Genomic DNA, 13,086 nt, shown 5'->3' with positions numbered 1-13,086 from the left:
GATCTGAGGCCGGGCGGCATCATCCAGGTCAGTCACCCCAACGACGTGCAGTTCCTGCCTCGCCCCAAGCCAGCACCAGATTGCAAGGGTTGCGGCGCACCTCTGAAAGCCTACATCCACCACTGCGAATACTGCCGGAGGGCTGCATGCTGATGAAAACAAGACTCGAACCGATCGATTTCCACCTGGTGGACCCGAAGCACTACGCCATTCACAAGAGGCTGGAGAACTGGGCGCGCTACGTCTCAGTCCGCCGCCCGCAGTGGATGGGTCCGATCTGGAAGATGGGCAAGTCACACGGACGTCAGTGGCACGCCCCCGAACTGAGCGACCCGCTCGACCAACTCGACGGGCATGTGATCGAGAAAGCCGTGGCCGATCTGCCAGCCAAGAACCGGGACGCCATTCGGTGGAGCTACGTCATGAAGACCTCGCCGGCAGTGGCCGCCCGTGAACTGGCCGTGACCTACGAGGTTCTGGCCGCGCTTGTCCATGGCGGCAGGACGATGCTCGTGAACCGAAGAAAGTAGTTGCACACGAAAGAAACATCGTGTAGGATCGCGCGCAATCGACCGCGCAGACGCATAAATCGAACTTTCCGTGAGGATGCATAGGCGTCAGCGGGGAGGGGAAGCGGTCCATCAAGCCAGCCTTTAGCTCAGAATCGGAGAGCACCGCGCGCCGTAAGGCAGAGCGGAGGGGCCGTTGCATTTGCCGTGCTCGGAGGGCTGACTTGATGGGCAAAGCAGTAGCCTAGTCTGGTAAGGCACACGCCCACGGGGCCAGTCGAGAAATCGCGCAAGGTTCGAATCCTTGCCTGCTCCATCAACATTCAAGCCGCTCAGGTTCGCCTCGGCGGCTTTCTCGCGTTTGGGCCGAGCCACCACCCTATAGCTACATGCTTCGGGCTCGTGCCCAGCACCTATTGCGGCCTGAACTGGCCTAGGTAATTGGTAGCCGGCAAAGAACCTTCCAGTAGGGCCCGGCCTAAGTCGCACGTAGCAGCCAGCCGCATTCATTCTCAAGGAAAGACCATGCACCCCGCCTCCTTCATCGCAGACATGAACAGTCTGCAGAAGGAGTTGGACAACCTGCCCACCGAGGTTGTGCGGCTGATCCAAAGCCTCCTTGACCTCGTAGACGTTCAGCACGGGAACATCCAAACCCTGCTGACCGCCAACAAGAAGCTGCTCGATGTGATCGACCGGCTGACCTAGTACCTATCACTGTTGGACCCGGCCGCTGTGGCTCTGAACCTCCGGGAATGGCCCCGAGGGGCAGAACTAACTAACCAGGAACTAACATGGAAACACCAACCCTGAACAACGACCAAGTCATCCGCATCCAATGTCTGCAGATTTGCAGCGGATCGGTGGCAGAAGCCAAGAACGCCTATTACTGGGTGATGGGCGACCCGAACGGCGTCAAGCAAGCATCCGGACAGCAAATCGGGGCATCTTCGCAGCAAGCCAGGCAAGAGGTCGTTCAACGACAAGTTGCTGCGCATGCGCATGCGGCTGCGACTGGCGGCAGTTTCAATGATTCGCACGCAATGAACGCCCGCAATCCGTGTATCGGCGGCGGGTCGTCCGACTAATTTCTCCAAGGCTGACCACCAGCCCTTAGCCCGCCCTCGAAAGATCGGCGGGCTTCTTTCATTCAAACCGTACTTGGACGCTTCCAAGGGCCGAGAGGCAGCTATGGCACGACCAACAAAATTCAAAGAGGAGTTCATTGCCCAAGCTGAGAAGCTGTGCAAACTCGGGGCGACTGACATGGAAGTTGCTGACTTCCTGGAGATCGAAGTCAGAACGCTCTACCGTTGGAAAGCGGAGCACGAGGCGTTTTGTCAGGCCTTAAAAGCTGGCAAGGATGTTGCTGATGACCGCGTGGAGCGCAGTCTGTTTGCGCGTGCGAACGGCTACGAGCACGACGAAGTGGATATTCGGGTGGTCGCGAACGCGATTGTGCAGACGCCAACCCGCAAGTACTACCCACCTGACACCACCGCGGCAATCTTCTGGCTGAAGAACAGGAAGCCGAAGGAATGGCGCGAGACGAAGGCGGTTGAACTGACCGGCGCGAATGGCGGCCCTGTTGTGGTGTCGGCTTCGCCCCTCGACGAACGCCTGTGAAGCTGACGGCCAGGCAGCTCGCTGCACAGGAGGTGCTGGCGGGAGATGCCACGCATTGCATGCTGTTCGGCGGCAGTCGGTCGGGCAAGACGTTCCTGCTGGTGCGCAACGTGGTGATGCGAGCGCTGAAGTCGCCAGGTTCGCGGCATGTGATCCTGCGGTTCCGCTTCAATGCGGCCAAGGCGTCCATTGTTATGGACACGCTGCCGAAGGTCATGAAGCTGGCGTTTCCAGGGGTTAAGTACCACCTGAACAAGACGGACACGATCTTTGAGTACGAGAACGGCTCGCAGATCTGGATCGGCGGGTTGGACGACAAGGAGCGCACCGAAAAGATTCTGGGCATGGAGTTCGTCACGATCTACCTGAACGAGGCGAGCCAGATCCCCCAAGGGTCGCGAGATATTGCTGTCACGCGCCTGGCGCAGCAAGTCATGCAGGTCATCGAGGGCAAGGAGTCCATCCCGCTCAAGCCTCGCATGTACTACGACTGCAACCCGCCCAGCAAAGTGCATTGGGCTTACAGGTTGTTTGTAGAGAAGCGCGACCCGGAGACGAAGCAGCCAGTCCCGAACGCTGGCGACTATGCGGCGTTCCAGATCAACCCGCAGGACAACCAAGAGAACGTCTCCGCTGGATACCTGGAGACGCTCAAGAACCTGAGTGCGCGGCTGCAGAAGCGCTTCCTGAAGGGCGAATTCGCCGATGCGACGCCAAACCAGCTGTTCCACGAAGAGGACATCGACAAGTGGCGCGTGACAGACGGCGCATTGCCAGACATGGTGCGCGTGGTCGTTGCTGTGGACCCCTCTGGGTCCGATGATGTGGACAACGCAGACAACGATGCAATCGGCATTGTTGTGGCAGGACTCGGAACAGATGGCAATGGATACGTGCTCGAAGACTGCACCTTGAAGGCCGGGCCTGGTGTCTGGGGCCGCGTGGCTACTGGCGCGTTTGAACGGCACAGTGCGGATGTCGTGGTCGCGGAGGTGAATTACGGCGGCGCCATGGTGAAGCAGACGATTGAGGTGGCGCGGCCTAGAACCAACTTCAAGATGGTGACGGCAAGCCGCGGTAAAGCGGTTCGAGCAGAGCCATTCAGTGCCCTGTACGAGCAAGGAAAGATCCGGCACGTTGGCCAATTCAACGAGTTGGAGGACGAATTGACAGCGTTCTCCACCTTCGGCTACATGGGCGAGCACAGCCCAAACAGAGCCGACGCACTTATATGGGCTCTCGCAGAGATTTTCCCGGGCATCGTTCGGGCGAAGAAAGAGAAGAGTCCGCTGAAAACAATCCCCGATTCATCCGGCTCCTGGATGAACGCATAACCGAATAAGGCATCGCTGCGAAGCGCCCCTAACCTATGGCAACCAAAGACGCTGACAAGAAAGACACGGTTCTTGCTACGGCGAAGGAGCGTTTCGAGTACGCGCTGAGCCGCGAGTCAGAGAACCTTGAGCGCATGAAGGAGGACATTCGCTTTGCCGCGTCGTCTCCTGATGACCCGTGGCAATGGGATGAGGCGACCCGCAAGGAGCGGAAGAACAACCGCCCGATGCTGACGATCAACAAGCTGCCTCAGCACATCCGCCAGGTCACGAACGACATCCGCCAGAACAGGCCGTCGATCAAGTACCGGCCTGCTGACGACAAGGCAGACGTTGAGACGGCTGAGATCCTGATGGGCTTGGCCCGTCACATTGAGGCGCATTCCGACGCTGATGTGGCCTACGACACTGCAGCGGATCACCAAGTGACCTCGGGCCTCGGCTACATCCGCGTCATTGCGGACTACATCAGCGACGAGTCGTTCGACCAGGACATCTACATCAAGCGGGTGAAGAACCCGTTTCGGGTGCACATGGACCCGGACATCATCGACCCTGCCGGCTCGGATGCGAAGTGGTGCTTCATCGACGAAGACCTGAAGGAAGACGAGTTCAAGGCCCAGTATCCCGATGCCGATCCAATCGATTGGCAGTACGCCAGCGATGCCGAGTGGTATCCGGGCGACAAACAGGTGCGCGTCGTCGAGTACTTCGAGATCGTCGAGAAGAAGACCACGCTTTGCCTCTGGGCCAACGGCGAAACCTCGTTCAAGGACGAAGAGCGGCCCGAATCCGTGATGGCCGTCGAGAAGCCGCTCAAAGAGCGCAGCGTCATGAAGTGCGAATGCCGCTGGCGCAAGCTCAACGGGCAGCAGATCCTCGAAGGCGGCGACGATGGCAAGGTCTTTCCCTCGCGCTTCATCCCCGTTGCCCGTGTCGTCGGCAATGAGTACGAGGTAGACGGCAAGAACTACATCAGCGGCATCGTGCGAAATGCGAAGGACTCGCAACGCATGTACAACATCGCGCAGACCGCCATCGTCGAGCGCGTGATGCAGGCCCCGAAATCGCCGTGGGTTGCGCCTGCTGAGGCGATTGAGGGCTACGAGAAGGTATGGCAGACCGCGAACACAGCGAATCACTCGTTCCTGCCGTTCAACCACAAGGATGAGGCCGGCGAGCCGATTCCCGCACCGAACCGCACCGCCCCTGCGACCGTCGAAACCGGCCTCGCGCAAATCGCCGCATCTGCATCCGACGACATCAAGGCCGAAACCGGGCAGTACGACGCATCGCTGGGCCAGAAGTCGAACGAGACATCCGGCAAGGCCATCATGGCTCGCCAGCGTGAGGGCGACAACGCTACGTATCACTACGTGGACAACCTTGGGCGCGCGGTGCGTCACATCGGGCGAATCATCCTCGACATGATCCCTGCGATCTACGACACCAAGCGTGTGGCGCGGATTCTTGGTGAAGATGGCGAGGCAGCGAACGCGATCCTCGACCCCGATCACCCGGAAGCGTTCACCGAAGTGCGCGACGAGAACAACGAGATCAAGCGCATCTTCAACCCGAACATCGGGCTGTATGACGTGTACACGACGACTGGCCCGAGCTATTCGACCCGCCGCGTGGAAGCCACCGAAGCCATGACTGCCATTGCGCAAGGCAACCCGGAAATGTGGCAAGTGGCCGGCGACCTCATGGTGAAGTCGATGGACTGGCCTGGTGCCGAAGAACTCGCCAAGCGCATGCGCCTCATGCTCCCGCCGCAGATTCAGGCCGAGATCAGCAAGGACGAGGGTGGCCAGCCTGAACAGCCGCAGATCCCACCAGAAATGCAGCAGCGAATGATGCAGGTTGCCGAGCAAATGGAAACCATGGGCAACGAGCTGCAAGAGACGAAATCGGACCTCCAGAAGGCCCAGCAAAAGGCTTGGCAGGAAGAGGGCAAGCGCATCAAGGCCGAGATCGATGCGGACAAGGCCAACGCCCTGCTCGCCATCGAGAAGGCGCAGGACAGCGCCGCGGCGGCCAATCCCGCTGCGGGACAAGGCGACGTGCAAGAGATGGTCAATCAGGCCGTAGCCATGGCGCTCGCCAACCTCATGCAGCAGCGCGAGCCCGAGCCGATGCCGGAACCTGAACCGCCGATGGAAATGCCACAACCCGAGCAGCCGCCCATGGATGGCGGCATGCCAATGCCTGAAAGCGAAGTGCCCCAATGAACACCGCAGACAACCCGACCAAATTCCGTGCTGTCACCGCATCCGACTCCGAGCCCAATGTGGGTGTCGGCTTCAGCGTAGGCGTCACGGGCGCGGTCTCTTTCGAATTCGCTGACGGCACGAACGCCGTTTGGCCCGTGTGCACCGCAGGTGTGTACTACGCACTCTCATTCCAGAAGATCCGCTCAACTGGAACCACCGCGACCGGGATCATCCGGTTCGGTTAACACCGGGCTCAGCCCGCGTACCTGTGCGTTCACAGGGTTCTAAGCATCCGTCGCGAGACGCTGCAAGGAGAGTTAGTTGGCAAACGAAGAAGTCGTCGAGCAATCGACTGTCGTAACGGACGACCATAAACCCGTGTCGAACACTCCCGAGGTGACTGCCGCCGAAGGGGACGTGGAAAACAAAGAGCAGGAGAAGGAAAAGGTCTTCACCCAAGCAGAGGTGGATGCCCTGATCCAACGGCGACTCGTGAAGGAAGCGCGCCGACAGGCTCGAAACGCCGAACAGACAGCCCGGGAACGGATTGTCGCGGTAGAGCCCAAGCGTGACGAATTCAGAGACGACGAAGCGTACTCAGAAGCCCAGGTAAGGCACCTGGCCGAGAAGAAGGCGAGTGAGATCCTCGAACAACGAGCCAAGGCAGAACAGCACGAGCGGTTGCGCGAGCAATTCGATGAGCGTACTGAGAAAGCCAAGGAGCGTTACGTCGATTTCGCGGCGGTTGTGGAGAACCCACTTCTGTCGGTCAACGAGGCGATGGCCGAATTCATCATGGATTCGGAACACGGCCCCGATGTCGCTTACTACCTCGGCAAGAACCCTGCCAAGGCCGAACAGATCGCGCAACTGAGTCCCGTGCGAGCCGCGCGTGAACTGTCTCGAATCGAGGCGGAGATCGCAGCAAGACCCAAGGCAAGCCCGAGCAAGGCACCCGATCCCATCACTCCGGTGGGCACCCGTGGCAAGTCCGCAGCATCGCCTCTTCCGAGCGATGACGACGACATTGAAACGTGGATGCGCAAGGAGCGGGCGCGGGTAGCACAGCGAAGGTAATTCCACGACCCCAGAAGGCCGCCCATTGAGGCGGCTTTTTTATTCCCGAAAGAGAATCATGGCCAACGCATTCCTCACCCCCGCGCAGATCACGCGCAAATCGTTGCAGATCCTGCATCAGAAGCTGAACTTCATCGGCTCGATCAACCGCCAGTACGACGACTCGTTCGCCAAGTCCGGCGCCAAGATCGGCGATTCGCTGAAGATCCGCCTGCCGAACGAATACACCGTTCGCACTGGCGCAACCCTGTCAGCGCAGGACACCACGGAACAGAGCACGACCCTGCAAGTCGCGACCCAAAAGGGCGTTGACTTGAACTTCACTTCGGTCGATCTGACCCTGAACCTCGACGACTTCTCGGAACGTATCATCGAGCCTGCAATGGCCGTTCTGGCTTCCACCATGGAAGCCGACGCGCTGTCGATGGCGCTCGACGTGTACCAGGCGGTGAACAACGTTGGCGCTCCGTTGAACTTCAACAAGGCGCTCACCGCGCGCAAGTTGCTGGTCGATGCGCTCACCCCTGGCTCGGATCGCACGCTGCTGCTGAACACCCAGGACAACCTGGACATGGTTGACGCTCTGAAGGGTCTGTTCCAAGACTCGTCCGAGATCGCCAAGCAGTACCGCGAAGGCATGGTTGGCCGCACGGCTGGTTTCGGCACCATCTACGAGAACACGCTGCTTGCCTCGCAGACGACCGGTACGGCGCTCTCCGCCACGACCTACACGGTGAACGGCGCGATCACGGTGAACGGCACCGCCGCTGTGACCGTCGCAGTGGGCGCAACGACCTTCAAGAAGGGCGATGTGTTCACGGTGGCTGGTTGCAACCGCGTGCACCCGGAGACGAAGGCCGACACGGGGGTGCTGCAGCAGTTCGTCGTTGCAGCCGACTATGCCGGTGGCGCCGGTTCGCTGACGTTCGCGCCCGCGATCTACACCACGACCGGTCGTCAGAACGTCACTGCAGGCGGTATGCCCAACGGTGCGGCCATCGTGAAGGTTGGCGGAGCTGCGGCTGTCTACAAGCCGTCGCTGGCATTCCATAAGAATGCCTTCTCCTTCGCTTCTGCCGACCTCGAAATGCCCAAGGGCGTGGACTTCTCGGCTCGCGAGGTCTACGACGGCCTGTCCATGCGGATCGTTCGTCAGTACGACATCGTGAACGACAAGTTCCCGTGCCGTCTGGACGTGCTGTATGGCTACAAGACGATCCGTCCTCAGCTCGCCGTTCGCATCCTGAGCAACTAAGGAGCCAGCCATGAGCGGGATTCTGATGGGGAACCTCTTGGCTATCGGTACGGTGTCGGTGACTCTGTCGCCCGCACTTATCGCCGCCAACACATCGGCAGAACAGACGTTCACCGTTCCCGGCCTCAAGGTCGGAGACTTCGTGGATGTCAACAAGCCGACCGCGCAAGCCGGTCTCGCAATCTTCGGTGAACGGGTGAGCGCTGCGGACACGCTGGCCATCACCTTCGGCAACTTCACCGGCTCCGGCATCACTCCGACTGCATCGCAGGTTTATCTCGTGCGCTACGCACGTCCTGAATCTGTGCAGTCGGGCGTCGTCGCCTAAGACTCAAGCCCATTCCTCGGAGTGGGCTTTGTTCTTAAAGGACTGAAATGGCAACTGCTCTCGATCTGATGACCCGCGCGTTGCGCATCATCAAAGTCTATGGCACGGGCGAGATCCTGAGCGATGTCGAAGCCGCGGACGGACTTGTGTCCCTGAATGCGATGCTGGAAGACTGGGCGAACGAGCACCTGATGATCTATGCGGCAACGCTGAACTCCATCACGCTCACGCCAGCGCTTGCGACATACACGGTTGGCCCGACTGGCACCACCGTTACGGCCCGGCCAATTTCGATTGACCCCGGCACCTATCTGGAAATCAACGGCATCAGCTATCCGCTGGAACTGGTGACGCTCGATGAATACAACCAGGTAACGCTCAAGACGCTTGCTTCCAGCATCCCGCAGTACCTGCTTTACACCCCGAATTTCCCCGATGCCTCGGTGACGCTGTATCCCGTGCCAGCGACTGCCGCAACACTCAAGTTGTGGTCGTGGAAGCCGCTTTCGACGTTCGCCACGCTGACGGATGTCGTCTCGCTCCCGCCTGGTTATACGAACGCCATTGTCTACAACCTCGCCGAGTACCTGGCGCCCGAGTTCGGTGCCGACATCCACATCTCGGTGCACACCAAGGCTTCGACGCTGAAGAAGAAGCTCAAGCGCACGAACTTCACGCCGATGTTTCTGGAGTTCCCAGACGCAGTGCCTCGTGGGTTCAACATCTATACGGGGGAATAGTGCCTCTTCAGCCAACCCCCCTCTTCGGTCTTGGCAACTTCGGCAAGTCGCGCAATGTCTCGTCGCAAAAGCGCACGAATCTCTACGCCGAGATCCACCAGGACGGCGAGAAGGGCAGCCTGACGCTGTACCCGACGCCGGGCCTTACCACCTTCGTGAACTTCGGCGCGTACCCGAGCCGCGGCATGTGGAAGAAGGACGATGTCCTGTATGTCGTGAACCGCTTCACGCTGTGGAAGGTCACTAACGATGGAACGATGACCAATATTGGCACGTTGCTGACCTCGGCGGGCCGCGTGGACATCACCGACAACGGCACGCAGATCATCATCGTCGATGGCACGAACGGGTACGTCTACAACACCTCGACGTTGGCTTTCGTGCAGATCACCGACCCCGATTGGCCGGGCGCCGATACGGTCACGTTTCTGAACGGCTACTTCATCGTTCAAAAGCCGAACAGCGGGCGCTTCTATGTGTCCGGTCTATACGATGGCCTCAGCACCTGGACAGCGCTCGACTTCGCAACAGCCGAGTCCAACCCTGACAACCTGATCCGCGTCATTGCCGACAACGGGCAGATCCTGCTTCTCGGCCCTGACACGACCGAGTTCTGGAGCGATTCCGGCGCGCTCGACTTCCCGTTCGCCCGTGTAGGCGCCGCGGCTATCGAGTGGGGCCTTGCCGCGCGCTGGTCGCTGTGCAAGTTCATGGACTCAATCATCTTCCTGCGCAAAAACCGCCTGGGCGCAGTGCAGGTTTGCACCTTGTCCGGCTACAACGCAGTGCCCGTCTCAAACCCGGAAATGGATTTCATCTTCAACGAGTACTCGGCGGTGTCGAACGCTACCGGGTTTGCGTACATGGTGAGCGGGCATCCGTTCTACCAGATCAACTTCCCGTCAGCGAACGAATCGTGGGTCTATGACGGCCTCAGCAAGGAATGGCACAAAGCCGAGTCCGCGGTTGGCCGCCATCGCGCCGAGATCCAGCAAAACTTCCTTGAGAAGTCCTATGTCTCGGACTACGAGAACGGCAAGCTGTACCTCTTCGAGGACGGCGTCTACACCGATGATGGGCAGTCCATCGCGCGGGAGTTCATCTCTCGCCACCAGTCCACGGGCAACTATTCATTCCTCTCGAAGCTGTGGCTTGAGATGGAAGGTGGGGTAGGGCTGCTTACCGGCCAGGGCTCCGACCCGCAACTGATGATGCAGTACAGCAAAGACGGCGGGCACACCTGGTCGAACGAGGTCTGGGTAGACATCGGAAAGATTGGCCGCTACGGAACCCGCGCCGTTTTCAATCGCCTTGGCCGTGGCCGTGACTGGGTGTTCAAGTTCCGCGTCACCGATCCTGTGAAGACAGTATTTATTGAGGCTTGGGGGGAATTCACGCGATGACCTCCTACGACCTACCGGGCGGCGCCCCGTTCGACGAAGCCGGCAACTGGACGCCCTCATGGATGCAATGGCTCGCGCGCACGCACAGGGCCGTGCTTTCCGTACAGCAGAGCGGCCCCACTGCAGACCGCCCCGACCAGTTGCTTTGGGTGGGCCGCACCTACTACGACACCACGCTTGGCAAGCCGATCTGGCTGCACGCAATCAATCCCGTTGTCTGGCATGACGGGTCGGGTGCGGCGGTCTAGATGAAAGTCACCTACGGCAACGGCTTCGCGATGACGAAGCCGGGGGCGCTGCTCGTGCTGAAGGACGGGGAAGTGGTGTTCAACGTGCCGGACCAATCGCCCGCAGCAATTCGGGCACAGATCCGCGCATTGACGAGCAGCCTTCTCGATCTCCCCCCCACTGAACAGCGCGATTTCGACGTGCAACACACGTTGATTGATGGCGTCTACACACGGACCCTGTTCATTCCGAAAGGCTCACTCCTGGTCGGAAAGATCCACCTGAAAGAGTGCGTGAACATCGTTGCCAAGGGCGATATATCGGTGCTGACCGAGACAGGCGCGGGACGGTTCCAGGCTGGGCATGTGGCCGTCTCTCAGCCAGGTATTCAGAAGGTGGGTTACGCCCACGAAGACACCGTTTTTATCAACGTCTTCCGAACGGATGAAACCGACATCGAGAAGATCGAGGCGCAAGTCGCCACCACAGAATACGCGGAGGACTTGATATGTCAGTAGCATGGGTTGGCGCGGGTATTGCTGCCGTTGGCACGATCTCGCAGATGGACGCCGCGAAAGGCGCATCGTCTGCGCAGTCTGGATCGTCAGAGCAGGCGAATGCCATGCAGATGATGCAGCAAATGCAGTTGCGCCAGGATCTAGCGCCGTGGGTGCAAGCTGGCGGTGCGGCACAAAATCGCCTCAATCAGTACCTTGGGCTCGGTGGCGCCGGCTCGACAGGCGTCACGTCGATGGGCCTGCAAACCGGCCTCACGCCGGATCAAGTGCGTCAGCAACTGACGGCTCGATTCACGCGCAATGCTGCCGCGCCGAATGGTGGCGGAGCATCGGCACCTCAGTACCGCAATGGTCAAGAAGCGGTCAACGCCTTGGGTGCGGGCGGCGCTGCCGAGTACTTCCAAAACAGGCCGCAGGAAACAGACAAAGAGCGCCGGAATCGCCTGCTCGGCTACGCCCCGGAGGGGGCGGTTTGGAGCCAAGGCAACGGACAAGACAATGACGGCACGCATGGTGATGTTTGGTCGATGCCAGGCACGACGCAGGCAGGGCCGTCCTCCGAAGTGGACTACGAGGGCCTCGACGCTGCCATTGCCAAGTACTACGAAGAGGTCAACGCGCAGAACGCTGCAGCCCAGGCGGACCCGACATACGGCTCTCTGCTACGCGCATACCGCAACGGCGAAGAGTTCGACTCGGGGCCGGCCTTCTCGTTCACAGGCGAAAACCTAGCTTCCGACCCCGGCTACAAGTTCGGCCTCGACCAAGGCACGCAGGGCATCGAGCGCGGCCAGGCATCGCGCGGCAATTTCCTGTCTGGCGGAGCCATGAAGGAGCTTTCCCGCTTCAACGAGGACTACGCCGGCACGAAGTTCAACGACGCCTACAACCGCAACCTGAGCACATACAGCACGAATCTGAATCGTCGGCAGAACGAGTGGAATACCAACCTCGGCGCGTACAACCAGAACCGCAACACCATCTACAACTTCCTAACGGGCCAGTCGCAGATCGGCCAGAACTCGGCGGTTCAGGTTGGTGCAGCGGGGAACCAGGCTGCTACCACGATGGGCAACAACGTCATGGCCGCAGGAAACGCCAATGCAGCCGGCCAAGTGGCGAGCAGCAACGCGCTCGTGTCAGGCGCCAACTCCATTGCCAATGCATTCAATTCGAGCAGCAACCCCAATAGTGCGGTCGGCTGGAACAATCTGCTTGCCAGACAAGGAGGCGGGTATAGCGGCTACACCGGGTACACCGGCGCGACCGACTCCATCGGCGACATGAACACCCAGAGAGGATGGACCGCGTAATGCGCGCCATCCAGAAAGGCGAGGGCCGGTCGTGCAGCAAATGCGACGTATGGAAACTTTTCAGTGAGTTTGGGAAGCGTGCAAACCGGCCAAGTGGGCACAAGAGTCAGTGCAAGGCATGCGAGAAGATCAACGCATGGACTCTCACAAAGGCATGGCGCGACAAGAATCAGGAAAAATACGCCGAGAAAAAGCGCGCGTGGTCGCGCACCGAAAAAGCCAAGGCGTCGGCTGCCAATTGGATTGACCGGAATCGAGATGCCGTGTATCTCTATAACAGAGCAAAACGCAAGTTGGCAGTTGGCATTCAGGCGAAATCCATCGTCGAGCATGTGCAGAAACTGATGAAGACGCAAAAATGCAAATGTGTCGTCTGCCATGCCGACATCTCAAGCGCATATCACATCGACCACATTGTCTCGATAAAAGCAGGCGGTAGATCTGAGATCGGCAATCTTCAGTTGCTGTGCCAATCGTGCAATTGCTCGAAGGGCGCCAAGCACCCCGTTGAATTCATGCAAAGCCGTGGCTTCTTGCTCTAA

The 13,086-nt window shown here is 59.7% G+C and carries 16 protein-coding genes and 1 tRNA gene; all 17 read left to right on the top strand.

The annotated features are described in order from the left end of the window. The first annotated feature begins 152 nt into the window (after positions 1–152). Complete coding sequence (locus QFZ42_RS16805) at positions 153–530, top strand: hypothetical protein (RefSeq protein WP_307702042.1); 378 nt, start codon at positions 153–155, stop codon at positions 528–530. A 212-nt stretch (positions 531–742) separates the two neighbouring features. After that, positions 743–825, top strand: a tRNA-Arg gene (locus tag QFZ42_RS16800). Positions 826–1,034: 209 nt separating this feature from the next. Beyond that, complete coding sequence (locus QFZ42_RS16795; protein ID WP_307702041.1) at positions 1,035–1,217, top strand: hypothetical protein; 183 nt, start codon at positions 1,035–1,037, stop codon at positions 1,215–1,217. Positions 1,218–1,303: 86 nt separating this feature from the next. Further along, on the top strand, positions 1,304–1,597 hold the full coding sequence (locus QFZ42_RS16790; RefSeq protein ID WP_307702040.1) for a hypothetical protein: 294 nt from the start codon (positions 1,304–1,306) through the stop codon (positions 1,595–1,597). A gap of 103 nt (positions 1,598–1,700) precedes the next feature. Further along, positions 1,701–2,135 (top strand): transposase, encoded by a 435-nt coding sequence (locus tag QFZ42_RS16785; RefSeq protein WP_307702039.1) that lies wholly within the window; start codon positions 1,701–1,703, stop codon positions 2,133–2,135. Next, a complete protein-coding gene (locus QFZ42_RS16780) occupies positions 2,132–3,469 on the top strand; it encodes a phage terminase large subunit (protein WP_307702038.1) in 1,338 nt (445 codons plus the stop codon). The genes QFZ42_RS16785 and QFZ42_RS16780 overlap by 4 nt, the downstream gene beginning before the upstream one ends. Before the next feature lie 35 nt (positions 3,470–3,504). Then, positions 3,505–5,700 (top strand): portal protein, encoded by a 2,196-nt coding sequence (locus tag QFZ42_RS16775; protein WP_307702037.1) that lies wholly within the window; start codon positions 3,505–3,507, stop codon positions 5,698–5,700. Continuing rightward, on the top strand, positions 5,697–5,927 hold the full coding sequence (locus tag QFZ42_RS16770; protein ID WP_307702036.1) for a spike base protein, RCAP_Rcc01079 family: 231 nt from the start codon (positions 5,697–5,699) through the stop codon (positions 5,925–5,927). Before QFZ42_RS16775 ends, QFZ42_RS16770 begins: the two co-directional genes overlap by 4 nt. A gap of 76 nt (positions 5,928–6,003) precedes the next feature. Further along, complete coding sequence (locus QFZ42_RS16765) at positions 6,004–6,759, top strand: hypothetical protein (protein ID WP_307702035.1); 756 nt, start codon at positions 6,004–6,006, stop codon at positions 6,757–6,759. A gap of 58 nt (positions 6,760–6,817) precedes the next feature. After that, complete coding sequence (locus QFZ42_RS16760; RefSeq protein ID WP_307702034.1) at positions 6,818–8,014, top strand: P22 phage major capsid protein family protein; 1,197 nt, start codon at positions 6,818–6,820, stop codon at positions 8,012–8,014. A 10-nt stretch (positions 8,015–8,024) separates the two neighbouring features. After that, a complete protein-coding gene (locus QFZ42_RS16755) occupies positions 8,025–8,342 on the top strand; it encodes a hypothetical protein (protein ID WP_307702033.1) in 318 nt (105 codons plus the stop codon). Between the two features lie 47 nt (positions 8,343–8,389). After that, the gene (locus tag QFZ42_RS16750) at positions 8,390–9,082 is read left to right on the top strand and encodes a hypothetical protein (protein ID WP_307702032.1); all 693 of its coding nucleotides are present in this window, start codon (positions 8,390–8,392) and stop codon (positions 9,080–9,082) included. Further along, positions 9,082–10,485 (top strand): packaged DNA stabilization protein, encoded by a 1,404-nt coding sequence (locus tag QFZ42_RS16745; RefSeq protein WP_307702031.1) that lies wholly within the window; start codon positions 9,082–9,084, stop codon positions 10,483–10,485. Before QFZ42_RS16750 ends, QFZ42_RS16745 begins: the two co-directional genes overlap by 1 nt. Further along, positions 10,482–10,733 carry a hypothetical protein gene (locus QFZ42_RS16740; protein ID WP_307702030.1) on the top strand — a complete coding sequence of 84 codons (252 nt, stop codon included), beginning with the start codon at positions 10,482–10,484 and terminating at the stop codon, positions 10,731–10,733. Before QFZ42_RS16745 ends, QFZ42_RS16740 begins: the two co-directional genes overlap by 4 nt. Continuing rightward, positions 10,734–11,231, top strand: coding sequence for a hypothetical protein (locus QFZ42_RS16735; RefSeq protein WP_307702029.1), 498 nt, complete (start codon positions 10,734–10,736; stop codon positions 11,229–11,231). Then, positions 11,222–12,544 (top strand): hypothetical protein, encoded by a 1,323-nt coding sequence (locus QFZ42_RS16730; RefSeq protein ID WP_307702028.1) that lies wholly within the window; start codon positions 11,222–11,224, stop codon positions 12,542–12,544. The genes QFZ42_RS16735 and QFZ42_RS16730 overlap by 10 nt, the downstream gene beginning before the upstream one ends. Next, positions 12,544–13,086: an HNH endonuclease gene (locus QFZ42_RS16725; protein WP_307702027.1), complete on the top strand. Its 543-nt coding sequence runs from the start codon at positions 12,544–12,546 to the stop codon at positions 13,084–13,086. The genes QFZ42_RS16730 and QFZ42_RS16725 overlap by 1 nt, the downstream gene beginning before the upstream one ends.

Source organism: Variovorax paradoxus (assembly GCF_030815855.1).
GTDB classification, from domain to species: Bacteria; Pseudomonadota; Gammaproteobacteria; order Burkholderiales; family Burkholderiaceae_C; genus Variovorax; species Variovorax paradoxus_M.
This window is presented reverse-complemented; position numbering and strand designations above follow the sequence as displayed.

Bases quoted from the DNA above. Each gene is read 5' to 3' on its own strand.
- QFZ42_RS16795 (WP_307702041.1), top strand. From the start codon at position 1,035: ATGCACCCCGCCTCCTTCATCGCAGACATGAACAGTCTGCAGAAGGAG.
- QFZ42_RS16790 (WP_307702040.1), top strand. From the start codon at position 1,304: ATGGAAACACCAACCCTGAACAACGACCAAGTCATCCGCATCCAATGT.
- QFZ42_RS16770 (WP_307702036.1), top strand. From the start codon at position 5,697: ATGAACACCGCAGACAACCCGACCAAATTCCGTGCTGTCACCGCATCC.
- QFZ42_RS16805 (WP_307702042.1), top strand. From the start codon at position 153: ATGAAAACAAGACTCGAACCGATCGATTTCCACCTGGTGGACCCGAAG.
- QFZ42_RS16725 (WP_307702027.1), top strand. From the start codon at position 12,544: ATGCGCGCCATCCAGAAAGGCGAGGGCCGGTCGTGCAGCAAATGCGAC.
- QFZ42_RS16785 (WP_307702039.1), top strand. From the start codon at position 1,701: ATGGCACGACCAACAAAATTCAAAGAGGAGTTCATTGCCCAAGCTGAG.
- QFZ42_RS16760 (WP_307702034.1), top strand. From the start codon at position 6,818: ATGGCCAACGCATTCCTCACCCCCGCGCAGATCACGCGCAAATCGTTG.
- QFZ42_RS16750 (WP_307702032.1), top strand. From the start codon at position 8,390: ATGGCAACTGCTCTCGATCTGATGACCCGCGCGTTGCGCATCATCAAA.
- QFZ42_RS16775 (WP_307702037.1), top strand. From the start codon at position 3,505: ATGGCAACCAAAGACGCTGACAAGAAAGACACGGTTCTTGCTACGGCG.
- QFZ42_RS16740 (WP_307702030.1), top strand. From the start codon at position 10,482: ATGACCTCCTACGACCTACCGGGCGGCGCCCCGTTCGACGAAGCCGGC.
- QFZ42_RS16755 (WP_307702033.1), top strand. From the start codon at position 8,025: ATGAGCGGGATTCTGATGGGGAACCTCTTGGCTATCGGTACGGTGTCG.
- QFZ42_RS16730 (WP_307702028.1), top strand. From the start codon at position 11,222: ATGTCAGTAGCATGGGTTGGCGCGGGTATTGCTGCCGTTGGCACGATC.
- QFZ42_RS16735 (WP_307702029.1), top strand. From the start codon at position 10,734: ATGAAAGTCACCTACGGCAACGGCTTCGCGATGACGAAGCCGGGGGCG.